The following is a 25,210-nucleotide window of genomic DNA, read 5'->3' on the forward strand; positions in this document are numbered from 1 at the left end:
ACCTGTCCGCCATCCGGCCACCTCTCCGTCCTGGCACCCCGTGCCACCTATGCTGTTGCCCGTCGGACAGCGCGGTCCGCACCCGTCACCCGCACCGCGGTGATGTCAGAGCCGTTGCCGAACCCCACCACCACAGGGAGACAGCCGTGACCGCTCCGGTCCCCACTCAGGCGGACAGCCCGTCCGCGATCGCCGACGCGGACAACGCCGCGCTGCGGGCGGACATCCGCCGCCTCGGCGACCTGCTCGGCGAGACCCTGGTGCGCCAGGAGGGCCCCGAACTGCTGGGCCTGGTCGAGCAGGTGCGCCTGCTGAGCCGCACCGACGGCGAGGCGACCGCGCAGCTGCTGGCGGAGATCGACCTGGACACCGCCGCGAAGCTGGTGCGCGCCTTCTCGACCTACTTCCACCTGGCCAACGTCACCGAACAGGTGCACCGCGGCCGGGAGTTCGCCTCGCGCCGGGCCCGCGAGGGCTCGCTGCTGTCGCAGACCGCCGACCAGCTGAAGGAGGCGGACCCCAAGCACCTGGCGGACACCCTGGCCAACCTCGCGGTGCGCCCGGTGTTCACCGCGCACCCCACCGAGGCGGCCCGCCGCTCGGTGCTGAACAAGCTGCGCCGGGTCGGCGAGCTGCTGGAACGCATCCACCGCGAGCAGGACGCCACCGGCCGGATCGACAGCGCCCGGCAGACCTCGGCCCGCCGCCAGGCCGACCGCCGGCTGGCCGAGGTGATCGACCTGCTCTGGCAGACCGACGAGCTGCGGATCGCCCGCCCGGAGCCCACCGACGAGGCCCGCAACGCCGTCTACTACCTGGACGAGCTGTACCGCGACGCCGTCCCGGAGGTACTGGAGGAGCTGCACGAGGAGCTCGCCCGGGTCGGCCTGACGCTGCCCGAGGGCGTGCGCCCGCTGACCTTCGGCACCTGGATCGGCGGCGACCGCGACGGCAACCCGAACGTCACCCCGCGGGTCACCTGGGACGTGCTCAACCTCCAGCACGAGTACGGCATCAAGGACGCCCTGGCGGCCGTCGACGACCTGCGCGCCTCGCTCTCCACCTCGGTCCGGCTGGCCGGGGCCTCCGAGGAGCTGCTGGCCTCGCTGGACGCCGACCTGGCGCACCTGCCGGAGCTGAGCCCGCGCTACAAGCGGATGAACGCCGAGGAGCCGTACCGGCTCAAGGCCACCTGCATCCGGATCAAGCTGGAGAACACCCGCGACCGCCTCGCCGCGGGCACCGCGCCCACCCCGGGCCGGGACTACGTCGGCACCCGCGACCTGCTGGCCGACCTGCGCCTGATCCAGGACTCGCTGCGCGCCCACCGCGGCGGCCTGATCGCCGACGGCCGCCTGGCCCGGGCGATCCGCACCATCGAGGCGTTCGGCCTCCAGCTGGCCACCATGGACGTGCGCGAGCACGCCGAGGCGCACCACCACGCGCTGGGCCAGCTGTTCGACCGGCTCGGCGAGGAGGCGTGGCGCTACACCGACATGCCGCGCGAGTACCGCCAGCGCCTGCTCTCCAAGGAGATGCGCTCGCGCCGCCCGCTGGCCCCCACCCCGGCCCCGCTGGACGCCGCGGGCGCCAAGACGCTGGGCGTGTTCACCACCATCCGGGAGGGCTTCGAGCGGTTCGGCGACGAGATCGTCGAGTCGTACATCATCTCGATGTGCCAGGGCGCGGACGACGTGTTCGCGGCGGCGGTGCTGGCCCGCGAGGCCGGCCTGATCGACCTGCACGCGGGCATCGCCAAGATCGGCATCGTGCCGCTGCTGGAGACCACCGACGAGCTCCAGGAGGCCGACCGCATCCTGGACGAGATGCTCTCCGACCCGTCGTACCGGCTGCTGGTGTCGCTGCGCGGCGACATCCAGGAGGTCATGCTCGGCTACTCGGACTCCTCGAAGTTCGGCGGCATCACCACCTCGCAGTGGGAGATCCACCGGGCCCAGCGCCGGCTGCGCGACGTCGCGCACCGCTACGGCATCCGGCTGCGGCTGTTCCACGGCCGCGGCGGCACCGTCGGCCGCGGCGGCGGCCCCTCGCACGAGGCGATCCTGGCCCAGCCGTGGGGCACCCTGGAGGGCGAGATCAAGGTCACCGAGCAGGGCGAGGTGATCTCCGACAAGTACCTGCTGCCCTCGCTGGCCCGGGAGAACCTGGAGCTGACCCTCTCCGCCACGCTGGCCGCGTCCGCGCTGCACACCGCGCCCCGGCAGGCCCCGGAGGAGCTGGCCCGCTGGGACGCCGCGATGGACCAGGTCTCGGCCGCCGCGCACACCGCGTACCGGGCGCTGGTCGAGCAGGAGGACCTGCCGAAGTACTTCTTCGCGGCGACGCCGGTCGACCAGCTGGCCTCGCTGCACCTGGGCTCCCGCCCGTCCCGCCGCCCCGACAGCGGCGCGGGCCTGGACGGCCTGCGGGCCATCCCGTGGGTGTTCGGCTGGACGCAGTCCCGGCAGATCGTCCCCGGCTGGTACGGCGTGGGCTCCGGCCTGGCGGCGGCCCGCGAGGCCGGGCTGACGGACGTGCTGGACGAGATGCACGGCAACTGGCACTTCTTCCGGAACTTCCTGTCCAACGTCGCCATGACGCTGGCCAAGACGGACCTGCGGATCGCCCGCCACTACGTCGAGCAGCTGGTCCCGGCCGAGCTGCACCACGTCTTCGACCAGATCGTCGCCGAGCACGACCTCACCCTGCGCGAGGTGCTGCGGCTGACCGGCGAGTCGGAGCTGCTGGAGCACAACGAGGTCCTCAAGCAGACCTTCACCGTGCGCGACGCCTACCTCGACCCGATCTCCTACCTCCAGGTCGCGCTGCTGCGCCGGCAGCGCGAGGAGGTCGCGGCCGGCCGGCCGGAGGACCCGCTGCGCGCCCGCGCGCTGCTGCTCACCGTGAACGGCATCGCGGCGGGCCTGCGCAACACCGGCTGACCCGCGCACCGCGCACCGCGGCGGCCCGCCCCCTCGTCCACCGAGGGGGCGGGCCGCCGCCGTTCGCGCGTCCTCCGTCGTTCAGGCCCGCTTGCGCTTGCGCAGCCAGGCCGCCGCGCCGCCGGCCACCACCACCAGGCCGCCGCCGACCGCGTACCCGCCGGCCGAGCCGACCGAGCCGGTGGGCGGGGCGATCCGGGCCGCGGCGGGCTCCGGGACGGAGGTGGGTTCGGCGGCCGCGGCGGGCCCGGCGACCCATCCCCCGGCGGCCAGGCACAGGACGGTGCCTCCGACGACCTTGCCCACGCGCTTCGACCGGATCACGGTCCATACCCCCATAGACGGCACTTCAATCCTTGCGGCACCGGTTTCGACGGTATCCGATCCCCGGGCGTTTCTGACCCCAGGTCAGCTTCCAACGGGGAAGCGTTGCATGAACGTTGTGTACGGAGGGTGGTCGAACCCCGGTCCGCGCCTGCACCGAGTGCCAACCCGGCGGCGGGGGTCAGGAGTTGTAGTTCTGCTGGGCCCGCTCCAGGCCGTCGGCGAGCAGCGCCTCGACGGCGTCGGCGGCCCGGTCGACGAACCAGTCGAGGTCCTTGCGCTCGGCGGCCGAGAAGTCCTTGAGCACGAAGTCGGCCACCTCCATCCGGCCGGGCGGGCGGCCGATCCCGCAGCGGACCCGGTGGTAGTCGGGGCCGAGCGACTTGGTGAGCGACTTGAGGCCGTTGTGGCCGTTGTCGCCGCCGCCGGTCTTCAGCCGCAGCGCCGCGTAGTCGAGGTCGAGCTCGTCGTGGACGGCGACGATCGCCGGGGTCGGGACCTTGTAGAAGTCGCGCAGCGCGGTGACCGGCCCGCCCGAGAGGTTCATGAAGCTCATCGGCTCGGCCAGCACGACCCGCCGGCCGGACAGCCGCCCCTCGGCGACCTGGGCCCGGCTCTTGTGGGCCTTGAACTTCGCGCCCATCCGCCGGGCCAGCAGCTCGACCACCATGAAGCCGATGTTGTGCCGGTTGCGGGCGTACTCCTTGCCGGGGTTGCCGAGGCCCACCACCAGCCAGGGGCCGTCGTACTCGCTCATGCCGCTCCTCACGCGGGTGTTCTCCGTACCGTCACATCATCCCGGACACGCCGCTGCCCCGGCCGTCCGCGCGCGGGGCGGGACGGCCGGGGCAGCGAGGGCGCGGTGATCAGGCCTCGACGGCCTCGTCGGCGGCGGCGGCCTCGGTCTCGGCCTCCTCCTCCTCGGTGGCCTCGGGGGCCTGGGCGCCGATGACCTGGAGCACGACGGCGTCGGCCTCGACGGCCAGGGTCACGCCGGAGGGCAGGGTGATGTCGCCGGCGGTGACGGCGGCGCCGGCCTCCAGGCCCTCGATCGAGACGGTGACCGACTCGGGCAGGTGGGTGGCCTCGGCCTCGATCGGGAGGGCGTTCAGCACGTTCTCGATCAGGTTGCCGCCGGGGGCCAGCTCGCCCTCGGTGTGGACCGGGATCTCGACGGTGACCTTCTCGCCGCGCTTGACCAGCAGCAGGTCGACGTGCTCGATGGTGCGCTTGATGGCCTCGCGCTGGACGGCCTTCGGCAGCACGAACTCGTCCTTGCCCTCGATCGGGACGACCAGCAGGGCGTTCGGGGTCTTGAGGGCCATCATCAGGTCGTGGCCGGGCAGGTTCAGGTGCACCGGGGTGAGGCCGTGGCCGTACACGACACCGGGGACGAGGCCGGCGCGGCGGGCGCGACGGGCGGCACCCTTGCCGAACTCGGTGCGGGCTTCGGCGGCAAGGCGGATCTCGGACACGGCTGCACTCCTCGTGAAGCGAAGGGGTGCAGGAACGACAGAACCGCCGGGCCACACCCTCAAGTACTTGGGGGAAGCTCGGCGGTTCGATCAAAGCGCATCGACCACGCGCGTCGATCACGGAGCCCCGAATCCGGGCATCCCTCGCCGAGCAGTCTGCCCAGACTAACCGGGTGGTGGGGCGGACGTGAAATCGGCCCCCGGCTCCGTGCTGGAGCCGGGGGCCGACCGGGGTCCCGACGAGGGGTCAGTGCACGCCCTCGAAGAGGCTGGTGACCGAGCCGTCCTCGAACACCTCGCGCACCGCGGCGGCGATCGACGGGGCGATCGACAGCGTGGTGATCTTGTCCAGCTGGAGCTGGGCGGGGGTCGGCAGGGTGTTGGTGAACACGAACTCGCTGACCCGGGAGTTCTTCAGCCGGTCCGCGGCCGGGCCGGAGAGCACGCCGTGGGTGGCGGCCACCAGGACGTCGGCGGCACCGGCGTCGAACAGCGCGTCGGCGGCGGCGCAGATGGTGCCGGCGGTGTCGATCATGTCGTCGACCAGGACGCAGACCCGGTCCCTGACGTCGCCGACCACCTCGGCGGACAGGATGGTGTTGGCCTGCGACATGTCGCGGCGCTTGTGGATGATCGCCAGCGGGGCGCCGAGGCGGTCGCACCACTGGTCGGCGACCTTCACCCGGCCGGCGTCCGGGGAGACGACGGTCAGCTTGGAGCGGTCCGGGACGCGGTCGCCCACGTAGTCGGCGAGCATCGGCAGCGCGAACAGGTGGTCCACCGGGCCGTCGAAGAAGCCCTGGATCTGCGCGGTGTGCAGGTCCACGGCCATCAGCCGGTCGGCGCCGGCCTGGCGCAGCAGGTCGGCGACCAGGCGGGCCGAGATGGGCTCGCGGCCGAGGTGCTTCTTGTCCTGCCGGGCGTAGCCGTAGAAGGGGAGGATGGCGGTGATGCTGCGGGCCGACGCGCGCTTGAGCGCGTCGATCATGATCAGCTGCTCCATGATCCACTGGTTGATCGGAGCCGTGTGGCTCTGGATCACGAAGCAGTCCGCACCGCGGGCGGACTCCAGGAAGCGGACGTAGATCTCGCCGTTGGCGAAGTCCAGGGCCTTGGTCGGGACGAGTTCGGTGCCCAGTTCGCGGGCGACCTCCTCGGCAAGTTCGTGGTGGGCACGGCCGGAAAAGAGTTTCAGCTTCTTCTCACCGGAGGTCGTGATCCCGCTCACTGCACCGTCTCCTCGTGTATTGCCACTCTGGGTGAGTACGCCGAGGCACGGCCGGACTGGCCCGATGGCGCACGTATGTACATCAGGTTACGCGCCCCGCGGAAGGTCCGGCGGCCGGGGACCACTCCTCAAGATCCCCGGCCGTCCCGTCCGGCTACTGCGCCCCACCGGCCTCCGCCGCCGCGCGGGCCGAAGCCGAACCGGGCCGCTTCCGCTCAACCCAGCCCGCGATGTTGCGCTGCTGGGCCCGCGCGACGCCCAGCGAACCGGCCGGGACGTCGTTGGTGATCACCGATCCGGCGGCCGTGTAGGCGCCGTCACCGACCGTCACCGGAGCGATGAACATGTTGTCGGAACCCGTGCGGCAGTGGGCCCCGATCACCGTCCGGTGCTTGTTCACGCCGTCGTAGTTGACTGTGACGGACGCCGCACCGACGTTGGTGCCCTCGCCGATCGTCGCGTCCCCGATGTACGACAGGTGCGGGACCTTCGCCCCCTCGCCGAGCTCCGAGTTCTTGATCTCGACGTAGGTGCCGGCCTTCGCCCCCCGGGCCAGCCTGGTGCCCGGCCGCAGGTACGCGTACGGGCCCACCGCGGCCTCCGGGCCGATCTCGGCCCGGTCGGCCGTGGTGTTGCTCACCCGGGCGCCCGCGCCGACCGCGGTGTCGGTCAGCGTGGTGTTCGGGCCGACCTCGCAGCCCTCGCCCAGGTGGCTGGCGCCGTGCAGCTGGGTGTTCGGGTGCACCAGCGCGTCCGGCTCGTAGGTGACCTGGACGTCGAACCAGGTGGAGGCCGGGTCGACCACGGTGACGCCGGCCCGCATGGCGTTCTCCAGCAGGCGGTCGTTGAGCAGCCGGCGGGCCGCGGCGAGCTGCACCCGGTCGTTGATCCCGACGATCTCCCGGTGGTCGGCGGCGACCACCGCGCCCACCCGGTGGCCCTCCCGGCGGAGGATCTCCAGGGTGTCGGTCAGGTACTCCTCGCCCTGCGCGTTGTCGGTGCCGACCAGCGACAGGGCGAGCGCCAGCAGCTTGGCGTCGAAGGCGAACACCCCGGAGTTGATCTCGTCGACGGCCAACTGCTCGGCGGTGGCGTCCTTGTGCTCGACGATCGCGGCGACCGCGCCGTCCGGGCCGCGCAGGATCCGGCCGTAGCCGGTGGCGTCGGGGACGCGGGCGGTCAGCACGGTGACGCCGTTGCCCTGCTCGGCGTGGGCGGCGGCCAGCGCCGCCAGGGTGGCGCCGGTCAGCAGCGGGGCGTCGCCGGTGGTGACCAGCACGGTGCCGTCCAGCTGCACGCCGTCGGCGGCGAGCGCCTCCAGCGCGGTGCGCACCGCGTGGCCGGTGCCGTTCTGCTCGGTCTGGACGACCGGGCGGGCGGCCGGGTGGCGCTCGGCCAGGTGGGCCTGGACCAGCTCGCGCAGGTGGCCGATCACCACGACCAGCTGACCGGGCGTCAACTCCTCTGCGGCACTGACCGCGTGGCCCACCAGGGAGCGCCCGCAGATCTCGTGCAGCACCTTCGGCAGCGCCCTGGACTTCATTCGGGTACCGCCCCCGGCGGCGAGCACGATGACGGCGGCGGGCTGGTTGGCACTCACGCGGGGAGACTCCTCGGTCGATGCGGATTGAGGGCGCACCGAACAATACCGAGAGAAAAGGAAGGCAAACCGTCCGAAACGGTCGGACCGGGACGGCGCCCGGCCGGGAAGGGGCTCCGCCGCTAGGATTCGAACCCAGACAAAGGCCTCCAAAGGGCCCTGTGCTGCCATTACACCACGGCGGAACGGGCGCGACGCGCGCCCAGCACAGCCTACGGGTTGACGGCCCGTAGCTCCACCACCTTCCCCGAAGGCGGCCCGGCCCGCGCCCCCGACCGCGCAGGTCGCGCCCCGTCGACGGGCGGCCGACGGGCGGCCGGCGGACCGCCGACGCGCTACCGACGCGCTACCGACGGGCCGGAATCCGGCGGGCGAACAGGGCGACACGTGCGCGCGGGGCCCTTCCGTTTTCCCGGGCCCGGTACCTACGATGCCGTAAGTTACGGTCACGTAGGTACCCCTCCGGTCCCCTCTCCCCCAGGGAAGCGCCATGACCATCCAGGCCGGGCAGGCGCCGCCGAGCGCCGCCGAGGACGCGCGGCGAACCGCCACCGCGTCGTCCGTCACCGCGTCGTCCGCCACCGCGTTGTCCGCCACCGCGTTGTCCGCCACCGCGTTGTCCGCCACCAGGGGCGGCGAGAAGCAGGGCGCGCTGGAGCGCGCCACCCTGGTCCTGTTCATCGCGGTGCCCTTCCTGGCCCTGCTGGCCGCCGTCCCGGCGGCCTGGGGCTGGGGGCTGTCCTGGCTGGACGCCGGGATCGCCGTCGCCATGTACTTCCTGACCTGCCACGGCATCACCGTCGGCTACCACCGCTACTTCACCCACGGCGCGTTCAAGGCCAACCGCCCGCTGCGGCTCGGCCTGGCCGTGCTCGGCTCGCTGGCCGTCGAGGGCCCGCTGGTGCGCTGGGTCGCCGACCACCGCAAGCACCACCGCTACTCCGACAAGGACGGCGACCCGCACTCGCCGTGGCGCTACGGCGAGAGCGTGCCCGCGCTGCTCAAGGGCCTGTGGTGGGCGCACATGGGCTGGATGTTCGACGAGGAGCAGACCTCGCAGCTCACCTACGCGCCCGACCTGGTCCGCGACCCGGCCATAAGGCGCATCTCCCGGCTGTTCTGGCTGTGGACGCTGCTCTCGCTCGGCCTGCCCGCGCTGGTCGGCGGCCTGGCCACCTGGAGCTGGCAGGGCGCGCTGACCGCCTTCTTCTGGGGCTCGCTGGTCCGGGTCGCGCTGCTGCACCACGTCACCTGGTCGATCAACTCGATCTGCCACGCGGTGGGCGCCCGCCCGTTCAAGTCCCGCGACCGGTCCGGCAACGTGTGGTGGCTGGCCGTGCTCTCCTGCGGCGAGTCCTGGCACAACCTGCACCACGCCGACCCCACCTCGGCCCGGCACGGCGTGCTCCGCGGCCAGGTCGACTCCTCGGCCCGGGTCATCCGCTGGTTCGAACAGGCGGGCTGGGCGCACGACGTCCGCTGGCCCGGCGCGGAGCGGATCGCCGCCCGCCGCGCCGCATGAGTCAGCGCCTACAGCATGATGGAGGGGTGAACGGGACCAACGGAGACAGCGCCGGCCATCGGCAGCCCTCGCGCCGCAGCGGGGGCAGGGGCGCCGGCCGGGTGCGGATGACCGGCAAGCAGCGCCGCGAGCAGCTGCTGGAGATCGGCCGGACGGTCTTCGCCGAACGCGGCTACGACGGCACCTCGGTCGAGGAGATCGCCGAGCGCGCCGGGGTCTCCAAGCCCGTCGTGTACGAGCACTTCGGCGGCAAGGAGGGCCTGTACGCGGTGGTGGTCGACCGCGAGATGCAGCTGCTGCTCGACATGGTCACCGGCGCGCTGACCGGCGGGCACTCCCGCGAGCTGCTGGAGCAGGCCGCGTTCGCGCTGATGGACTACATCGACACCTCCACCGACGGTTTCAAGATACTGGTCCGGGACTCGCCGGTGGCCCAGTCCACCGGCTCCTTCGCCTCGCTGATCGGCGACATCGCCACCCAGGTCGAGGACATCCTCGGCCTGGAGTTCAAGTCCCGGGGCTTCGACGCCAGGCTGGCGCCGATGTACTCGCAGATGCTGGTCGGCATGGTGGCGCTGACCGGCCAGTGGTGGCTGGAAGTGCGCAAGCCCGCCAAGGCGGAGGTCGCCGCCCACCTGGTCAACCTCGCCTGGCACGGCCTGGAGGGCCTGGAGCGGCACCCCAAGCTGGTCGGCGACCGCAAGAACTGACCGGCCCGGCCCCGCCACCGGGGACGCCGGGCCGACACGCACGACAGGGGCGGTCCCGTGGCGGTCTTCCTGCTGGCCCTCGGCGCGGCCTGCCTGCTGGGCGCCGGATTCGTCCTGCAGCAGCACGCCGCCCAGCGCGCGCCCAGCGGGGACCTGCTGCGCTGGCGGCTGCTGCTCGACCTGGTGCGGATGCCCGACTGGTTGCTCGGCATCGCCTTCATGATCGGCGGCCAGGTGCTCTCCGCGCTCGCCCTCAGCCAGGGCGAAGTCACCCTGGTGGAACCGCTGCTGGCCACCAACCTGGTCTGGGCGATGCTGCTGGCCCGCCGGATCACCGGCACCCGGCTGGGCCGCTCCGGCTGGGCCGGCGTCGCCCTGATCGCCCTCGGCGTCACCGCGTTCATCGCCGCCGGGCAGCCCCGGGGCGGCGGCCCGGCGGCCGGGCCGCTGCGCCACTGGCTGGTGATCGGCACCGTCTCCGGCCTGGCCCTGCTGCTGGTCGCGGTGGCCCGCCGGCTGCCGCTGTTCGAGGAGGCCACCCTGCTGGCGCTGGCCGCCGGGCTGCTCTACGGCCTCCAGGACGCGCTCACCCGCGCCACCTTCGACCGGATCGACCAGGACGGGGCGGCGGCCGCGCTGGCGTCCTGGCCGCCGTACACCGTGCTGGGCCTGGGCGTGGTCGGGCTGCTGCTGGTGCAGTCCGCGTTCGAGGCCGCCCCGCTGCGGATGTCGCTGCCCGCGCTGACCGCCGCCCAGCCGCTGGCCGGGATCGCCTGCGCGGTCGGCTTCCTCGGCGACCGGCTCCGGCTCACCCCCGGGGCGCTGGCCTGGCAGAGCGCCGGGCTGGCCGCGGTGGTGGTCGGCGTGGTGGTGCTGGGCCGGCACCCGGCGCTGCCCGGCGCGAAGTGACCCGGCGGCCGTCCGGAGGCTCCTCAGCGCTTGACGGCCACCGCGAAGACCCGGCGGAACGGGAACAGGGTGCCGTGCTCGGTCGCCGGGTACGCCGCGCGCAGCAGCGCGCCGTACCCGGCCAGGAACTCGGCCCGCTCGGCCGGCTCCGGCAGCCGGTCCAGCACCGGGCGCAGCGCGGAGCCCTTGACCCACTCCAGGACCGGGTCGGGGCCCTGGAGCACCATCGTGTACGTGCTCTCCCAGACGTCCGCGGCGCAGCCCGCGGCCAGCAGCGTCCGGGCGTAGCGGTCCGGCGCGTGGCAGGAGGCGTCGGGGCGGACGGTGGCCAGGCGGTCGCGCCAGCGCGGGCTGCGGCGCAGCTCGGCGAGCAGGGTGTGGCTGGGGGCGGCGAAGTTGCCGGGCAGCTGGAAGGCGATCACCCCGCCGGGGCGCAGCGCGGCCGCCCAGCGGGGCAGCAGGGCGAGGTGGTCGGCGGTGTCGGTGTCCATCCAGTGCAGGGCGGCGTTGGAGGCGATCAGGTCGGGCCGTTCGGGGGCCGGGTCGTAGCCGGTGACGTCCTGTTCGCGGTACTCGGCGGTGGGCTCGCCGTCGGCGCCGCGGGCACGGGCCAGCAGGTCGGGCGAGGTGTCGAGGCCGAGCAGCCGGGCGTCGGGCCAGCGGCGGCGCAGGGCGGCGGTGGAGTTGCCGGGGCCGCAGCCGAGGTCCAGCACGGTGGGGCGGGGCGGCAGGTCGGGGACCCGGGCGAGCAGGTCGTCGAACGGGCGGTTGCGCAGGTCGGCGTAGTGCAGGTACTGGTCGGCGTCCCAGTGGGCGGGCATGGCGCGGCTCCGGAAAGTATCTCGACGTCAAGATATCTCTGTCACGCCGAGATTTCCTTTGTTATCTCTTGATGTCAAGAGACTTCACATCGACACACCCCCCGATACACTGATCGTCATGGAGGACGAGGTCGACCGCCTGGTCGCAGCATGGCGCCGAGAGCGCCCCGACCTCGACGTGGAACCGCTTGAGGTCCTCAGTCGGGTGAGCCGCCTCGCCCGCCACCTGGACCGCGCCCGCCGCACCGCCTTCGCCGAGCACGGCCTCGAACCCTGGGAGTTCGACGTCCTCACCGCCCTGCGCCGGGCCGGCTCCCCCTACCAGCTCTCCCCCGGCCAGCTACTCACCCAGACCCTGGTCACCTCCGGCACCATGACCAACCGGATCGACCGCCTCACCGCCAAGGGCCTGGTCGTCCGCCTCCCCGACCCCGACGACCGCCGCGGCGTCCTGGTCCGCCTCACCGGGGCCGGCCGCGACCAGGCCGACCAGGCCCTGGCCGGCCTCCTCGCCCACGAGCGCGAGATCCTCTCCCAGCTCGCCCCCGCCCAGCAGACCGAACTCGCCGCCCTGCTGCGCGACCTGGTCGCCCCCTTCGACCGCAGCAGCTGAGCCCGGCCCCCGGCGGGGCCGGTGCCGCGGGCTCAGAAGCCGTCCGGGTACGGGGTGGCGAGCGCCGGGGTCCGGGCGGGGGCGGTCTGGTAGCCGGGGAGCAGGGCCGCCAGGCGGTCGCGGACTTCGGGGTCGTCGTTGGTGGTGGCCGCCGCGTAGAGGCCGGTGAGGCCGCCGGCCAGGTCCTCGGGGGCGGCGGCGTGGTCGGCGGCGGTGGCGAAGATCCGGGGGTGGGCGGTGGGCAGGCGCTCCTCGGCGTCGGAGAACAGGGCCTCGTTGAGCTTCTCGCCGGCCCGCAGGCCGGTGTAGCGGATCTCGACCTCGTCCGCGCCGAGTTGGACCTGTTCGGCGAAGTTGTGGACCAGGTCGACGATCCGGACCGGCTCGCCCATGTCGAGCACGAAGACCTCGCCGCCCTCCGCCATCCGCCCGGCCTCCAGGACCAGGCCGACCGCCTCCTCGATGGTCATGAAGAAGCGGGTGACGTCGGGGTGGGTGACCGTCACCGGGCCGCCGCTGCGCAGCTGTTCCTCCAGGACGGACAGCAGCGAGCCGCGCGAGCCGAGCACGTTGCCGAAGCGGACGGCCGCGAAGACGCCGGTGCCGAGGTTGCGGGCGTCGCGGGCGTTGGCCTGGACGATGAGTTCGGCCAGCCGCTTGCTCGCGCCCAGCACCGAGGTCGGGTCGGCCGCCTTGTCGGTGGAGATCAGCACGAACCGCTCGACGCCGGTGGCCAGCGCGGCCTCGACCAGGTGGTCGGTGCCCAGGACGTTGGACTTGACGGCCTCGCTGGGGTGGCGCTCCAGCAGCGGCAGGTGCTTGTGCGCGGCGGCGTGGAAGACCACGTCGGGGCGCAGGTCGCGGAAGATCTGCTGGATCCGGGGGCGGTCCCGGATGTCGGCGATGACCGGCGAGTCGTCGGTGAGCAGCGCCTCGCCCCAGATGTCGAGCTGGAGGCGGTGCAGGTTGGACTCGTCGTGGTCGAGCATGTAGAGCGCGGCCGGCCCGAACGCCTGGACCTGGCGGCACAGTTCGCTGCCGATCGAGCCGCCGGCGCCGGTCACCAGGACCCGGCGGCCCTCGATCACGGTGCGGACGTCCGGCGAGACCACGTGCACCTCGTGCCGCCCGATCAGCCGGTTGACGTCCAGGGTGCGCATGTCGGAGCCGACCACCTCGCGGCGCAGCGCGGCCAGGAAGGACGGCAGGTAGCGGACGGCCGCGCCGGCGGCGGCCGCGGCGGTGGCCAGGGTCCGCACCCGCTGGTGCGGCAGGCCCGGGATGGCGAGGACGACGACCTGGGCGCGGTGGCGCAGCGCCAGGTCGGTGAGGTCGGCGAGCGGGCCCAGGACGGGGCTGCCGGAGACGTCCCGGCCGGCCTTGGCCGGGTCGTCGTCCAGGACGCCGACCGGGTCGAGGCCGAACTCCGGGGTCCGGCCCAGGTCGCGGACCAGGGCGGTGCCGGCGGAACCGGCCCCGACCACCAGGGTGCGCAGGCCGGTGGAGCCGTCCGGTGGGCGGGTACGGGCCCCGTGCGGGCGTGCGGCAGTGCGGTGCGGCAACATCTGACCTCCGGTTTCCCTGGATCACGGAGTGGAGCGTGCGGGGGAGGCGGGGGCTCGTTCAGCCCGCGCCGGGGCCTGTGGCGGCCGCGACGGTCGGCGGGGGGACGGGGACGGGCGGTTCGGAGGGCGCGATCCCGGCCCGGCGGGCGACCGCGACCGCCGCGAGCGTGGAGTGCACCCCCAGCTTGCCCAGGACGTTCTGCATGTGGGTGCGGACGGTGTGCGGGGAGAGGAACAGCCGCTCGGCGACGGCCTGCCGGCCCAGCCCGGCGACCATGCAGCGCAGCACCTCCTCCTCGCGGGGGGTGAGCGCGGCGACCAGCCGCTCGCTCTCCGAGCGGTCGCGGCGGGCCGAGGTCAGTTCGCGGACCACGCCGGTGAGCAGCGCGGGCGGCAGGTGCGTCTCGTCGCGGCGCACGCCGCGCACCACGGTCATCAGCGCGCTGAGCGAACTCTCGCGCGCCACCCAGCCGTTGGCCCCGGCCTGGAGGGCCCGGGCGGCCCGCTGCGGGTCGTCCGCGGCGGCCAGCAGGACGGCCCGCACCTCCGGGTGGGCCCGCCGGACGCGGGCGACCAGCGCGATCCCGTCGGTCAGCGGCCGGGCCTCGCCGGGCCGGGCGGCGGGGAGCTGCGGCGGTGCCAACTGGACGGCGGCAGACCGCCGTTGAGGATGGTGCGACTGTCGCGGCCCGGCCGGGGTGCGCCGGGGCACGGGCGGCCCGGGCGCGGCGGCCGGCACGCGGGGCGGCGGGACGGCCGGCGGGTGCGGCGGCGGCGGCCCGGCCGAGGTACGGGGCGGTGGCGGGACGGCGCCCAGGTCGACGTCGACCAGCACCACGTCGTACGGGCGGTGTTCGGCCACCGCCCGCTCCAGCGCCCGTTCGGCCGCCGCCGCGCTGCCCGCCGCCCCGACGTCCACGTCGGGTTCGGCGGCCAGTGCCGTGGCGAGCGCCTCGGCGAAGATCCGGTGGCCGTCGACCACCAGGACGCGCATACGCCCCATCGTCCTTGCCCCCCTGCTCGTGGCCCGACCCCCACCGGTGCCGCACTCAGCCTACGGGCGTGCGCCGCCGCGGCGTGGGGGTTTGGTGAAGTTCCTGTACACAGGGTCTCCGGGGGCGGGAGCCGGGCCGGGGAGCGGGCTGGTCAGGCGCGGTGGGCGAGGGTGAACTCCCAGGCGTCGGCGACGATCCGGTCGAGGTCGGGGCGCTTCGGGGTCCAGCCGAGCGCCTCGCGGGCGCGGTCGGCGGCGGCGACCAGGACCGCCGGGTCGCCCGGGCGGCGGTCGGCGATCCGGACCGGGATCTCCCGGCCGGTGACGCGCTTGACGGACTCGATCACCTCGCGCACCGAGAAGCCGGTGCCGTTGCCCAGGTTGCACACCAGGTGCTCGCCGGGCCTGGCGGCGTCCAGCGCCAGCAGGTGCGCCTCGGCCAGGTCGGCGATGTGGATGTAGTCCCGGATGCAGGTGCCGTCCGGGGTCGGGTAGTCCTCGCCGAAGACCGCGATGTCCGGGCGCTGGCCGAGCGCCGCCTGGAACACCAGCGGGATCAGGTGCGACTCCGGCTCGTGCCGCTCCCCGTAACGCCCGTACGCCCCGGCCACGTTGAAGTAGCGCAGGCTCACCGCGGCCAGGCCGTGCGCGGTCGCCTCGGAGGTGATCAGGTGGTCCACCGCCAGCTTGGTGGCCCCGTAGGTGTTGGTGGGCGCCGTCCGCGCGCTCTCCTTGATCGGCACCTCCTCGGGCTCCCCGTACACCGCGGCGGTGGAGGAGAACACCAGCGTGCCCACCCCGGCCTTGCGCATCGCCGCCACCAGCTCCAGCGAACCGGCCACGTTGTTGCGCCAGTACTTCTCCGGGTCCGCCACCGACTCGCCGACCTGGGAGGAGGCCGCGAAGTGCAGCACGCCGTCGAAGGAGGAGTCCAGCACCCCGGCCGCCTCCTGGATCCGGCCCCGCACGAACTCCGCCCCGTCCGGCACCCCTTCCGCGAACCCGGTCGACAGGTCGTCCAGCACCGTCACCCGGTGGCCCGCCTCCAGCAGGTGCGCCGCCACCACGCTCCCCACGTAACCGGCTCCGCCCGTGACCAGGTACTTGCCCATGTTCTCCGACCTCCGCGACATTTCGGGTGTTCCTCGACCGGAGCATAGGGCACCCGGCTGAACCGCCCGTCCGGGCCGGCCGGGCGTTCGTCCCGCCCCCGCGCCGAGCCGGTCAGTGAACTCGCGCGCAGGTCAGGCCAGTTGGTCCAGCAGCCCGGTCCGGGCCGCCAGCGCGGCCGCCTCCAGCCGGGACCGCGCGCCCAGTTTGGTCAGCACCCGCTGGACGTGCGTGCGGGCGGTGGACGGGGCGATCCGCATCGCCGCGGCGATCGCCGCCGTGTCCTCGCCGTCCGCGATCCGGGCCAGCACCTGCACCTCCCGCCGGGTCAGCAGCCGCAGCAGCCGCAGCGCCTCGTCGTCCGGCTCGGCCGCCGGCCACAGCAGGTGCTCGAACGCCGCCCGCAGCACGTCGACCCCGACCGCCGCCTCCCCCGCCCGCACCCGGACGATCGCCCGGTCCACCACCTCGATCCGCTCGTCGCTGCGGACGTACCCGGCCGCCCCCGCCGCGAACGCCGCCGCGACCCGCCCCGGCGCGCCGAGCGGGCCGAGCACCACCACCGCGATCTCCGGCCGCTCCCGGCGCAGCCGCCGCAGCGGCCCGAACGGGTCGTCCGGCCCGCCCGCCGTCCCCAGCAGGCACACCTCCGGCCGCCGGCCCGCCACCAGTTCCAGCACCGCCCCGCACGGCGCCCCGATCCCCAGCACCCGGTGCCCGCGCTGCTGCAGGGCCGCCCCCAGCGCCTCGGCCATCAGCCGGTGGTCGTCCGCCACCACGAGCCGTGCGCTCATCCGCGCCTCCCCCTCCGGGCCCGACAGACGCACCATCACAGCGCACAATCGCCCGCCCCGCCAGAGCACCTCCGGAACCGGCCCCGGGCAACGCGGAACCCCGGGCAACGCGAAAGGCCCCGCCTCACGGCGGGGCCTCGCTGTCCTGAGCCCCCATGCGGAATCGAACCGCAGACCTTCTCCTTACCATGGAGACGCTCTACCGACTGAGCTATAGGGGCTTGTTGCTCCGGGTCCCTCGCGGTTCCCCTTGCGACGAGGAAAACATTACATGCTCCGCGGACGGGTTGGGAAATCCGCTTCGGCCAGGTCGGAGGGCTAAACTGCCCGAGAAGACCCGATCTGCCGTGCAATGTCGCCCAGCAGCCGCGAACTCCCGTGCAGCGAAGGCGTGATCCTGTGTCAGCCACCGGCCGCAGCCGTGCTTCCGGCGACCCCTCCGCGTGGTGGGCGCTGGCCCTGCGGCCGAGCCGCCCGGTGGTGGCGCGGGCGCTGGTGGTGCGGGCCGCGGTGGGGATGGCGGTGCCGCTGCTGGCCGGGCTGCTGTGCGACCGGATGGCGCTGGGGGTGTTCGCCGCGCTGGGGGCGATGCACGCGACGATGAACGACCGGGTGGAGCCGCTGCGGCTGCGGGCGCCGCGGATCGCGCTGGCGCTGACGGCGTCGACGGCCGGGATGCTGATCGGCGCCGAGCTGCAGTACCGGGGCGCGGGCGGCCTGGAGATCGGGGCGGCGCTGACCGCGGTGGGCTTCGCGGGCGGGGCGCTGTCCGCGACCGGGCCGCGCGGGTCGGCGGCCGGGATGCTGCTGCTGGTGTCGGCCTCGCTGGGCGGCGGGATGGCGCTGCCGCACCCGTGGTGGGCGGCGCCCGCGATGATGCCGTGCGGGGCCGCGCTGGTGCTGCTGCTGGGGGTGCGCTACCGCACCGACCTCCGCTCCGATCCGCGCACCCGGGCGCTCGCCGAGGTCTACCTGGCGCTCGGCGGCCTGCTCGCCGCCCTCGGCACCCCGGACGGCGCGGCGGCCCGCCGCCTGCTCACCGGCCGGCTCAACCAGATGCAGGACCTGCTGCCGCCGCCCCGCCCGGGCCGGCGCGAGTCGGAGCGGCTGCGCTGGCTGCTCCGCTCGTACGAGGCGGCGCTGGGCGCCACCGAGGCGGCGGCCGGGCTGCTGTGGGCCTGGCGCCCGGTGCCACCGGAGGTGGCGGAGCTGCCCGCCCGGCTGGCCGGGCGGATCACCGGCGGCCCCGAGCCCGACTACCCCGAGTGGCGGCCGGACACCCCGTCCCGGACGGCGTTCGACACCGCGCTGCGGGCCGCCGCCGACACCGTCGCGGGCCGCTGGGCGCCGCTGGACACCGCCGCCCCGCCGCCGCCCGACCCGTGGCGGCTGCGCGCCCGGCTGCTGTCCCTGGGCTCGGTGCGCTACGGGCTGCGGGTGGCGCTGTGCGTGGCGGTCGCCGAGACGCTGGTCAACGGGGTGGCGCTGAGCCGCAGCTACTGGGTGCCGATGACGGTGGCGTTCGTCCTGAAGCCGGACCTGGGCTCGGTGTTCCAGCGGGCGGTGAGCCGGGCGCTGGGCACCGTGCTGGGCATCGCGGTCACCGCAGTGCTGCTGGCGCTGACCACGAACCCCTGGGCGCTGAGCCTGGCCATCTCGCTCTGCGTGGCGCTGCTGCCGTACTCGACGGCCGCGCACTACGGGCTGAACACCATCGTGATGACGCCGGTCGCGCTGCTGCTGGTGCAGCTCGGCGGGGAGAGCGGGGCCGCCGAGTTCTGGCCGCGGGTCCTGGACACCGCGCTGGCCAGCGGCATCGTGCTGGTCTTCGGCTACCTGCTGTGGCCCGACCGGCCGCCGCACCGGATCGAGCCCAGCGTCGTCACCGCCGCCGCCACCCTGCGCCGCTACCTGGCCGCGGTGGTCGCCGGACGCACCCAGCCGGTCGCCGAGGTGTGGCTGCGCCGCACCGCGTACCGGTCACTGGCCGACGCCCGCCGGCAGGTGGACCTCGGCCTGGCCGAACCCCCGCCCGCCGGCCGGCTCGCCGAACGCTGGCTGCCCACCACCGCCGCGCTGGAACGGATGTCCGGCGCGGTGGCCGCGTACGCCGCCCAGCTGCGCTACGGCGGCCGGCAGCCGGAGCCGGAGGTGATCGAACGGGTGCTGACCTCGCTGGACCGGATCACCGCCGCCGCCCGCACCCACCGGCCCCCGACCGGCCGGATCGCCGGCCCGACCGGCCCGCACGACCCGTCCCGCAGCGCGCTGGCCCGGGCCGCCGACGAACTCGACCAGCTCCTGGACGGCTGAGGCCCGGGCGTCCGGGCTCACGCCGCCGCGCGGCCGGGGCCGAACCGGACCACCGGAACCGAGCAGGACGGCTGAAGTCCCGCCGGACGGCCGGGGCCCGAGCGGAGCGGCTGCGGTCCGCCGGACAGCCGGAGCCCGGGCCCGGGCGACCGAGGCGAGGCCGAGCAGCCGAGCCGAGCCGGGCGGCCACGGCCCCGCCGGGCGTCCGAGGCCCCGCCGGGCGGGTCAGACCTGGTCGGCCAGTTCCAGCCAGGACATCTCCAGCTCCTCCTTCTCCTCGCGGACCTTGCGCAGCTGCGCGTCCAGCTCGGCGACCTTGGAGAAGTCGGCGGCGTGCTCGGCCAGTTGGGTGTGCAGCTTGGACTCCTGCTGGTCCAGCTTGGCGATCTGCCGCTCCAGCTTCTGCATCTCCTTCTTGGCGGCCCGCAGGTCCCCCGCCGACAGCCCGGTGGTCTCCGCGGCGGCCGGCACCCGGGCGGCGGCGGCCTGGGCGGCGGCCTCCGCCATCGCGGTGCGGCGCTCCAGGTACTCGTCGACGCCGCCGGGCAGCATCCGCATCCGGCGGTCGCCGAGCAGGGCGTACGCGGTATCGGTGGTGCGCTCGATGAAGAACCGGTCGTGGCTGATGACGACCATCGAGCCGGGCCAGCCGTCGAGCAGGTCCTCCAGCTGGTTGAGCGTCTCGATGTCGAGGTCGTTGGTGGGCTCGTCGAGGAAGAGCACGTTCGGCTCGTCCATCAGCAGCCGCAGCAGCTGGAGGCGGCGGCGCTCGCCGCCGGACAGGTCGCCGACCGGCGTCCACTGCTTGTCCTTGCCGAAGCCGAACTGCTCGCACAGCTGCCCGGCGCTCATCTCCCGGCCCTTGCCGAGGTCGACCCGGCCGCGGACCTGCTCGACGGCCTGGAGGACGCGGGTGGCCGGGTCCAGCTCGGCGACCTCCTGGGAGAGGTACGCCAGCCGGACGGTCTTGCCGACCTTGACCACGCCGCCGGCCGGCTGCACGTCGCCCTGGGTGGCGTAGGCGGCCTGCATGGCCCGCAGCAGCGAGGTCTTGCCCGCGCCGTTGACGCCGAGCAGGCCGATCCGGTCGCCGGGGCCGAGCTGCCAGGTGAGGTGCTCCAGCAGCAGTTTGTCGCCGGCCTTGACGGTGACGTCCTCCAGCTCGAAGACGGTGCGGCCGAGGCGGGCGTTGGCGAACTTCATCAGCTCGGACTTGTCGCGCGGCTCCGGCACGTCCGCGATCAGCGCGTTCGCGGCCTCGATCCGGTAGCGCGGCTTGGAGGTGCGGGCGGGGGCGCCGCGGCGCAGCCAGGCCAGCTCCTTGCGGGCCAGGTTCTGCCGCTTCTGCTCCTCGGTGGCCTCGATCCGGGAGCGCTCGGCGCGGGCGAACACGTAGTCCGAGTAGCCGCCCTCGTACTCGCGGACCTCGCCGCGCTGGACGTCCCACATCCGGGTGCAGACCTGGTCCAGGAACCACCGGTCGTGGGTGACGCAGACCAGCGCCGAGCGGCGGTTCTGGAGGTGCTTGGCGAGCCAGGCGATGCCCTCCACGTCGAGGTGGTTGGTGGGCTCGTCCAGCACGACCAGGTCGGGTTCGCCGAGCAGCAGCTTGGCGAGCGCGATGCGGCGGCGCTCGCCGCCGGAGAGCGGGCCGATCACGGTGTCCAGGCCGTCGGCGAAGCCGGGCAGGTCCAGGCCGCCGAACAGGCCCTGGACGATGTCGCGGATGCGGGCGTCGCCGAGCCACTCGTGGTCGGCCCGGCCGGCGATCACCTCGTGCCGGATGGTGGCCGCCGGGTCCAGCGAGTCGTGCTGCGTCAGCACCGCCATCTGCAGCCCGCCGGACCAGGTCACCCGCCCGCTGTCCGGCTCCTCCAGGCCCGCCAGCATCCGGACCAGCGTCGTCTTGCCGTCACCGTTGCGGCCCACCACACCGATCCGGTCGCCCTCGCTGACGCCGAGGCTGACCCCGTCCAGCAGGGCCCTGGTGCCGTACACCTTGGTGACGGACTCGATGGTGGCGAGGTTGACGGCCACGAAGCTGCACTCCTGAGGAAGGGGGGCGGAACGACTCCCCAGCCTAGTGGGACGCCGGACGTGGTCCCGGTGGCGTCAGCGGGCGGAGTCCAGCCGGGCGCGCTGCTCGGCCGTCAGCTCCAGGTCGAGCGCCGCCAGGCTCTCGTCCAGCTGGGCCACCGAGGAGGCGCCGACCAGCGGGACGACCGGCAGCTCGCCGCCGAGCAGCCAGGCCAGCACCACCTGGTTGCGGGTGGCGCCGGTCTCCCGGGCGACGGCGTCGAGCGCGGCCAGGCGGGGCGCGGTGCCGGCGTGGTCGAAGGACGGGCCGAGCGGCTTGTCGGCGCGGACGTAGCCGCCGCCGAGCAGCGGGGAGTAGGCGACCATGGTCAGCCCGGGGTTCTCCCGGAGGTAGGAGATCAGGTCGCCGTGCACGGCCGCCTGGTCGCCGTCGGCGGAGCGGAAGCCGGGCTCGTCGGCGCGGCGGCGCAGGTAGGTGTGGCCGTACTGGAGCACCTCGTAGCCGGGCAGGCCGGCCCGCTCGGCGAGGTTGCGGGCCCGCTCGACCCGCCACGACCAGTGGTTGGAGACGCCGAGCAGGCCGACCGTCCCCTCCTGGACGAGCGCGCCGAACGCGTGCACGGTCTCGGCGAGCGGCACCTCCGGGTCCTCGATGTGCGCGTACAGCAGGTCGAGCCGGTCGACGCCCAGGCGCTTGCGGCTGGCCTCGGCGGAGGCCCGGACCACCTCGGCGGACAGCCCCTCGGCGTTCTCGACGAACCCGGTGCCGGGGGCCTTGGGGCGGGCGCCGAGCTTGGTGGCGATCACCACCTCGTCGGTGATGCCGCGGCTGGCCCGCCAGCGGCCGAGCAGTTCCTCGCTGGCGCCGCCCTGGCTGCCGTCCTGCCAGTACGCGTAGTTGTTGGAGGTGTCGATGAAGGTGCCGCCCGCCTCGACGTAGCGGTCCAGCACGGCGAAGGAGGTGGCCTCGTCGGTGAGCGTGCCGAACAGCATCGCCCCGAGGCTGAGCACGCTGACCTCGCGGCGGGTGCGCGGGTCGGTTCCGATGGTGCGCTTGCGCATCCGGGTTCCCCTCGTTGTCCGCGGCCCGCCCGGTGCGGGCCACGGGAGAGAGTCTGGAACCCGGAGCGCGCTCCAGGTCAAGCAGAGGTGTGGACCACCTGCGGCGGCGTGCGCGGAGATGGCGTACCACCGCGCACGGGTGGCGGACGCCCGTCGTCTCCCTTCCCGTCGCTGCCGCGCGGTACCGTACGAAGACCACGACGGTGAGCCGGAGGTTGTGATGACGGCGGTGGAGGACCGGCCGCAGATGCTGGCCGAGGAGTTCGAGCGCATCGCCTTGGCAGCCGAGCGCGAGGGGGTCCGGATGGAGTTCATCCACGGGCGGATCGGAGTCAAGGCGGTGCCCGACGGCGACCACGACGAGATCATCCGCTGGGTGATGGAGCAGTGCATGCAGCAGCGCCCCGACCTGTGGCTGTACCCCGAACGCGGGCTGCGGGTGGAGACCTACCGCAAGGGCCACGCCAAGCCGGACGGCGTGCTCGCCCCGAAGGGCGGCTTCGCCGGCCAGGGCGAGTGGGCCGACCCCGGCCGGGTCGTCATGGTGGTCGAGGTGACCTCGTACGACCGCGACACCGACCGCCGCGACCGGGATGAGAAGCCGCGTGCCTACGCGGAGACCGGCATCCCGGTCTACCTGCTGGTCGACCGGGACGGCGGCGAGGTGCTGGTCCACAGCGAGCCCGAGGACGGCCGGTACGTGAGCCTGGTGCGGCGGCCCTTCGGCAAGCCCGCCGTGCTGCCCGACCCGGTCCGGATCACCCTGGACACCGAACCGCTCAAGGCCTGGGTGCGCTGACCACCTGCGCGCCCGGCACCGGGCCGTGGGTGGCGTGGGCGGTGCGGCAGGTGCCGGAGGTGCGGAGGGCGGCGGCGAGGTGGGCGGCGGAGTCGGCGTCCTTTGCGAGGAAGGCGCAGGTCGGGCCGGAGCCGGAGACCAGGGCGGCCAGGGCGCCGGCCTCGGTGCCCGCGTGCAGGGTGTCGGCGAGGGCGGGGCGCAGCGAGACGGCGGCGGCCTGGAGGTCGTTGCCGAGGGCGGCGGCCAGCGCGACGGGGTCGCCCTCGGCGAGGGCGGCGAGCAGGGCGGGGTCGGCGTCGGGGGTGGGGACGTCGGCGAGCGAGGAGCCGCGGCCCGACTCCTCGCGCAGGCGGTCGCACTCGCGGAAGACGGCCGGGGTGGACAGGCCGCCGTCGGCGACCGCGAACACCCAGTGGAAGGTGCCGGAGACCGGCAGCGGCTCCAGCAGTTCGCCCCGGCCGCGGCCCAGCGCGACGCCGCCGAGCAGCGCGAACGGGACGTCGGAGCCGAGCTCGGCGGCCAGCTCCAGCAGGGTGTCGAACGGGGTGTCCAGGCCCCACAGGGCGTCGCAGGCGAGCAGGGCGGCGGCGCCGTCCGCGCTGCCGCCGGCCATGCCGCCGGCGACCGGGATGGCCTTGTCGATGTGCAGGTGGACGCCCGGGTCGGCGAGGCCGTGGTGGGCGGCGAGCAGCCGGGCGGCGCGGGCGGCCAGGTTGTCCTCGTCGAGCGGGACGGCGGCCGCGTCGGGGCCGTCGCAGCTGAGCGTGACGCCCGCGCCGGGGGTGGCGGTGACCTGGTCGCCGAGGGCGACGGCGAAGAAGACGTTCGCCAGGTCGTGGTAGCCGTCGGGGCGGACCCCGCCGACGCCGAGCTGGACGTTGACCTTCGCGGGGACGCGGACCGTGACCATCACTGCTCCTGGGGCTGGGTCTTCGGCTTGTGCTCGGCGATCGCGGCGAACTGCTCCACCGTGAGCATCTCGCCGCGCAGCGTGTGGTCGATCCCGGCGCCGCGCAGCGCCTCCTCGGCGGCGGCGGGCGAGCCGGCCCAGCCGGCGAGCGCGGCCCGCAGGGTCTTGCGGCGCTGGGCGAAGGCGGCGTCGACCACGGCGAACACCTCGCGGCGGGTGGCGGTGGTGGCCGGCGGGTCGCGCCGGATCAGCGAGACCAGGCCGGAGTCGACGTTGGGCGCGGGCCAGAACACGTTCCGGCCGATCGCCCCGGCGCGCTTGACGTCCGCGTACCAGTTGGCCTTCACCGAGGGCACGCCGTAGACCTTGTTGCCGGGCTTGGCGGCGAGCCGGTCGGCGACCTCGCTCTGCACCATCACCAGCGTGCGCTCGATGCTGGGGAAGGTCTCCAGCATGTGCAGCAGCACCGGCACGGCGACGTTGTACGGCAGGTTCGCCACCAGCGCGGTCGGCGCCGGGCCGGGCAGCTCGGCGACCTCCATCGCGTCGCTGAGCACCAGGTCGAAGGCGTCCGCCTTCGCGGGCATCCGGCCCTTGACGGTGTCCGGCAGGTGCCGGGCCAGCAGCGGGTCGATCTCCACCGCCGTGACGTGCCGCGCCACCTCCAGCAGCGCCAGCGTCAGCGACCCGAGCCCCGGCCCGACCTCGACCACCGCGTCCCGGTCCGTCACCCCCGCCGCCCGGACGATCCGCCGCACGGTGTTCCCGTCGATGACGAAGTTCTGCCCGCGCTGCTTGGTCGGCTTCACGCCGAACGCCTCGGCCAGCGCACGGATGTCGGCGGCGCCCAGCAGGTGGCCGTCGGAGGTGGGTTCGGTGGTGCTCACCCGCCAAGGATACGGGTCAGAGCTCGACCAGCTGCTTGAGATCGATCTCGACGGGGAACGGCAGCTCGGTGCGGAGCAGCCCCTCGTGCACCGTGACCGGGAGGTAGACGCCCTGCTCCGGGTCGAGCCGGAACTCGTGCACGACGGGGACGTCGTCCTCACCGCGCTCGACGCGCCAGTAGGACGGGACGCCGGTCCCGGCGTACTGCGCCGGTTTGCGGAAGCGGTCGGTGGAGCGGGTGGCCGGAACCACCACCTCGACGGCGAGCAGCACCGACCGCAGCGGCAGGGTGTCCGCGGTGCGGACATCGAGGCCGGACGCGTCGTACACCGTCATGTCGGGCCGGACCCAGTTGCCCGGGTCGAGCGCCAGCGTGACGGGGCCGATCACCGACAGCGGCCGCACCGCGCGGGGGCGGACGGCCGTGGCCAGGGAGTCCCGCACCCGGTCGTGCCACCAGTCGTTCAGCGGCACCGGGGTGATCACCCCGTCCACCAGCTCCCAGTTGAACGGGAACTCGGTGTCACCGATCTCTTCGCCGGTCCACCCGCGCGCGGGCGCGTTCATCCATGTGCTCCACACGCCGCCAGGGTA

Annotated in this window: 22 protein-coding genes and 2 tRNA genes; 7 read left to right on the forward strand and 17 right to left on the reverse strand. The window is 74.3% G+C overall.

All coding sequences use genetic code 11. The features are described from left to right. Positions 1–146: 146 nt before the first annotated feature. Positions 147–2,942 (forward strand): phosphoenolpyruvate carboxylase, encoded by a 2,796-nt coding sequence (gene ppc, locus K353_RS24015; protein WP_199528227.1) that lies wholly within the window; start codon positions 147–149, stop codon positions 2,940–2,942. 81 nt (positions 2,943–3,023) lie between these two features. Here the strand turns inward: ppc and K353_RS34500 are convergent, their stop codons facing one another. From K353_RS34500 to K353_RS24045, 6 genes are all read right to left on the reverse strand, one after another. Further along, positions 3,024–3,281 carry a hypothetical protein gene (locus K353_RS34500; protein WP_233533794.1) on the reverse strand — a complete coding sequence of 86 codons (258 nt, stop codon included), beginning with the start codon at positions 3,279–3,281 and terminating at the stop codon, positions 3,024–3,026. Positions 3,282–3,447: 166 nt separating this feature from the next. After that, entirely contained in the window at positions 3,448–4,023 is a 576-nt protein-coding gene (gene pth, locus K353_RS24025) for an aminoacyl-tRNA hydrolase (RefSeq protein ID WP_111555633.1), read from the reverse strand. A 109-nt stretch (positions 4,024–4,132) separates the two neighbouring features. After that, positions 4,133–4,741: a 50S ribosomal protein L25/general stress protein Ctc gene (locus K353_RS24030; protein WP_111555634.1), complete on the reverse strand. Its 609-nt coding sequence runs from the start codon at positions 4,739–4,741 to the stop codon at positions 4,133–4,135. 247 nt (positions 4,742–4,988) lie between these two features. Beyond that, positions 4,989–5,969, reverse strand: coding sequence for a ribose-phosphate diphosphokinase (locus K353_RS24035; RefSeq protein ID WP_111555635.1), 981 nt, complete (start codon positions 5,967–5,969; stop codon positions 4,989–4,991). Between the two features lie 154 nt (positions 5,970–6,123). After that, the gene (gene glmU, locus K353_RS24040; protein WP_111555636.1) at positions 6,124–7,569 is read right to left on the reverse strand and encodes a bifunctional UDP-N-acetylglucosamine diphosphorylase/glucosamine-1-phosphate N-acetyltransferase GlmU; all 1,446 of its coding nucleotides are present in this window, start codon (positions 7,567–7,569) and stop codon (positions 6,124–6,126) included. Positions 7,570–7,683: 114 nt separating this feature from the next. Beyond that, positions 7,684–7,754: transfer RNA gene (locus K353_RS24045), tRNA-Gln, on the reverse strand. Between the two features lie 305 nt (positions 7,755–8,059). Here K353_RS24045 and K353_RS24055 point away from each other — a divergent pair. The 3 genes from K353_RS24055 to K353_RS24065 are packed head-to-tail and all read left to right on the forward strand — an operon-like array spanning position 8,060 to position 10,710. Beyond that, on the forward strand, positions 8,060–9,091 hold the full coding sequence (locus K353_RS24055) for a fatty acid desaturase (protein WP_233533795.1): 1,032 nt from the start codon (positions 8,060–8,062) through the stop codon (positions 9,089–9,091). A 26-nt stretch (positions 9,092–9,117) separates the two neighbouring features. Further along, a complete protein-coding gene (locus K353_RS24060; protein WP_111555637.1) occupies positions 9,118–9,801 on the forward strand; it encodes a TetR/AcrR family transcriptional regulator in 684 nt (227 codons plus the stop codon). A 57-nt stretch (positions 9,802–9,858) separates the two neighbouring features. Continuing rightward, entirely contained in the window at positions 9,859–10,710 is an 852-nt protein-coding gene (locus K353_RS24065; protein ID WP_111555638.1) for a DMT family transporter, read from the forward strand. 23 nt (positions 10,711–10,733) lie between these two features. Here the strand turns inward: K353_RS24065 and K353_RS24070 are convergent, their stop codons facing one another. Beyond that, the gene (locus K353_RS24070) at positions 10,734–11,531 is read right to left on the reverse strand and encodes a methyltransferase domain-containing protein (protein ID WP_111555639.1); all 798 of its coding nucleotides are present in this window, start codon (positions 11,529–11,531) and stop codon (positions 10,734–10,736) included. Between the two features lie 118 nt (positions 11,532–11,649). Here K353_RS24070 and K353_RS24075 point away from each other — a divergent pair, with 118 nt between their 5' ends. Further along, positions 11,650–12,144 carry a MarR family winged helix-turn-helix transcriptional regulator gene (locus tag K353_RS24075; protein WP_100836624.1) on the forward strand — a complete coding sequence of 165 codons (495 nt, stop codon included), beginning with the start codon at positions 11,650–11,652 and terminating at the stop codon, positions 12,142–12,144. A 32-nt stretch (positions 12,145–12,176) separates the two neighbouring features. Here the strand turns inward: K353_RS24075 and K353_RS24080 are convergent, their stop codons facing one another. The 5 genes from K353_RS24080 to K353_RS24100 all read right to left on the reverse strand — a co-directional run bounded on the left by K353_RS24080 (position 12,177) and on the right by K353_RS24100 (position 16,828). Beyond that, positions 12,177–13,709, reverse strand: coding sequence for a nucleoside-diphosphate sugar epimerase/dehydratase (locus tag K353_RS24080; RefSeq protein WP_111555640.1), 1,533 nt, complete (start codon positions 13,707–13,709; stop codon positions 12,177–12,179). Positions 13,710–13,767: 58 nt separating this feature from the next. Then, the gene (locus tag K353_RS24085; protein WP_111555641.1) at positions 13,768–14,712 is read right to left on the reverse strand and encodes a response regulator transcription factor; all 945 of its coding nucleotides are present in this window, start codon (positions 14,710–14,712) and stop codon (positions 13,768–13,770) included. Between the two features lie 143 nt (positions 14,713–14,855). After that, the gene (gene galE, locus K353_RS24090; protein WP_111555642.1) at positions 14,856–15,836 is read right to left on the reverse strand and encodes a UDP-glucose 4-epimerase GalE; all 981 of its coding nucleotides are present in this window, start codon (positions 15,834–15,836) and stop codon (positions 14,856–14,858) included. 111 nt (positions 15,837–15,947) lie between these two features. Continuing rightward, entirely contained in the window at positions 15,948–16,607 is a 660-nt protein-coding gene (locus K353_RS24095) for a LuxR C-terminal-related transcriptional regulator (protein WP_111555643.1), read from the reverse strand. 148 nt (positions 16,608–16,755) lie between these two features. Continuing rightward, a tRNA-Thr gene (locus K353_RS24100) sits at positions 16,756–16,828 on the reverse strand. Between the two features lie 178 nt (positions 16,829–17,006). On the opposite strand from K353_RS24100, the gene K353_RS24105 reads away from it, so the two are divergent. Next, entirely contained in the window at positions 17,007–18,920 is a 1,914-nt protein-coding gene (locus K353_RS24105) for an FUSC family protein (protein WP_146616555.1), read from the forward strand. Between the two features lie 225 nt (positions 18,921–19,145). Here the strand turns inward: K353_RS24105 and K353_RS24110 are convergent, their stop codons facing one another. Both K353_RS24110 and K353_RS24115 read right to left on the reverse strand, forming a co-directional pair. After that, positions 19,146–20,957: an ABC-F family ATP-binding cassette domain-containing protein gene (locus tag K353_RS24110; RefSeq protein WP_111555645.1), complete on the reverse strand. Its 1,812-nt coding sequence runs from the start codon at positions 20,955–20,957 to the stop codon at positions 19,146–19,148. Between the two features lie 75 nt (positions 20,958–21,032). After that, positions 21,033–22,019, reverse strand: a complete 987-nt coding sequence (locus tag K353_RS24115; protein WP_111555646.1) for an aldo/keto reductase — start codon at positions 22,017–22,019, stop codon at positions 21,033–21,035. 220 nt (positions 22,020–22,239) lie between these two features. Between K353_RS24115 and K353_RS24120 the strand changes: the two genes are divergently transcribed. Beyond that, positions 22,240–22,818 (forward strand): Uma2 family endonuclease, encoded by a 579-nt coding sequence (locus K353_RS24120; RefSeq protein ID WP_111555647.1) that lies wholly within the window; start codon positions 22,240–22,242, stop codon positions 22,816–22,818. On the opposite strand, the gene K353_RS24125 is transcribed toward K353_RS24120, so the two are convergent. From K353_RS24125 to K353_RS24135, 3 genes are read right to left on the reverse strand one after another with little or no spacing between them, the layout of a single operon-like run. Next, on the reverse strand, positions 22,799–23,728 hold the full coding sequence (locus tag K353_RS24125) for a 4-(cytidine 5'-diphospho)-2-C-methyl-D-erythritol kinase (RefSeq protein ID WP_111555648.1): 930 nt from the start codon (positions 23,726–23,728) through the stop codon (positions 22,799–22,801). The genes K353_RS24120 and K353_RS24125 overlap by 20 nt on opposite strands. Then, entirely contained in the window at positions 23,728–24,615 is an 888-nt protein-coding gene (gene rsmA / locus K353_RS24130) for a 16S rRNA (adenine(1518)-N(6)/adenine(1519)-N(6))-dimethyltransferase RsmA (RefSeq protein ID WP_111555649.1), read from the reverse strand. Before rsmA ends, K353_RS24125 begins: the two co-directional genes overlap by 1 nt. 16 nt (positions 24,616–24,631) lie before the next feature. After that, positions 24,632–25,183: a Uma2 family endonuclease gene (locus tag K353_RS24135; protein ID WP_111555650.1), complete on the reverse strand. Its 552-nt coding sequence runs from the start codon at positions 25,181–25,183 to the stop codon at positions 24,632–24,634. Between the last annotated feature and the right edge of the window lie 27 nt (positions 25,184–25,210).

The sequence above is a fragment of the Kitasatospora sp. SolWspMP-SS2h genome, from assembly GCF_003259315.1.
GTDB lineage: Bacteria > Actinomycetota > Actinomycetes > Streptomycetales > Streptomycetaceae > Kitasatospora > Kitasatospora fiedleri.

Coding starts and splice junctions, on each gene's coding strand:
- galE (WP_111555642.1), bottom strand. CDS start 15,836: ATGTCGCGGAGGTCGGAGAACATGGGCAAGTACCTGGTCACGGGCGGA.
- pth (WP_111555633.1), bottom strand. CDS start 4,023: ATGAGCGAGTACGACGGCCCCTGGCTGGTGGTGGGCCTCGGCAACCCC.
- K353_RS24070 (WP_111555639.1), bottom strand. CDS start 11,531: ATGCCCGCCCACTGGGACGCCGACCAGTACCTGCACTACGCCGACCTG.
- K353_RS24135 (WP_111555650.1), bottom strand. CDS start 25,183: ATGAACGCGCCCGCGCGCGGGTGGACCGGCGAAGAGATCGGTGACACC.
- K353_RS24120 (WP_111555647.1), top strand. CDS start 22,240: ATGACGGCGGTGGAGGACCGGCCGCAGATGCTGGCCGAGGAGTTCGAG.
- K353_RS34500 (WP_233533794.1), bottom strand. CDS start 3,281: ATGGGGGTATGGACCGTGATCCGGTCGAAGCGCGTGGGCAAGGTCGTC.
- K353_RS24085 (WP_111555641.1), bottom strand. CDS start 14,712: ATGGGGCGTATGCGCGTCCTGGTGGTCGACGGCCACCGGATCTTCGCC.
- K353_RS24125 (WP_111555648.1), bottom strand. CDS start 23,728: ATGGTCACGGTCCGCGTCCCCGCGAAGGTCAACGTCCAGCTCGGCGTC.
- K353_RS24095 (WP_111555643.1), bottom strand. CDS start 16,607: ATGAGCGCACGGCTCGTGGTGGCGGACGACCACCGGCTGATGGCCGAG.
- K353_RS24075 (WP_100836624.1), top strand. CDS start 11,650: ATGGAGGACGAGGTCGACCGCCTGGTCGCAGCATGGCGCCGAGAGCGC.
- K353_RS24115 (WP_111555646.1), bottom strand. CDS start 22,019: ATGCGCAAGCGCACCATCGGAACCGACCCGCGCACCCGCCGCGAGGTC.
- K353_RS24055 (WP_233533795.1), top strand. CDS start 8,060: ATGACCATCCAGGCCGGGCAGGCGCCGCCGAGCGCCGCCGAGGACGCG.
- K353_RS24080 (WP_111555640.1), bottom strand. CDS start 13,709: ATGTTGCCGCACCGCACTGCCGCACGCCCGCACGGGGCCCGTACCCGC.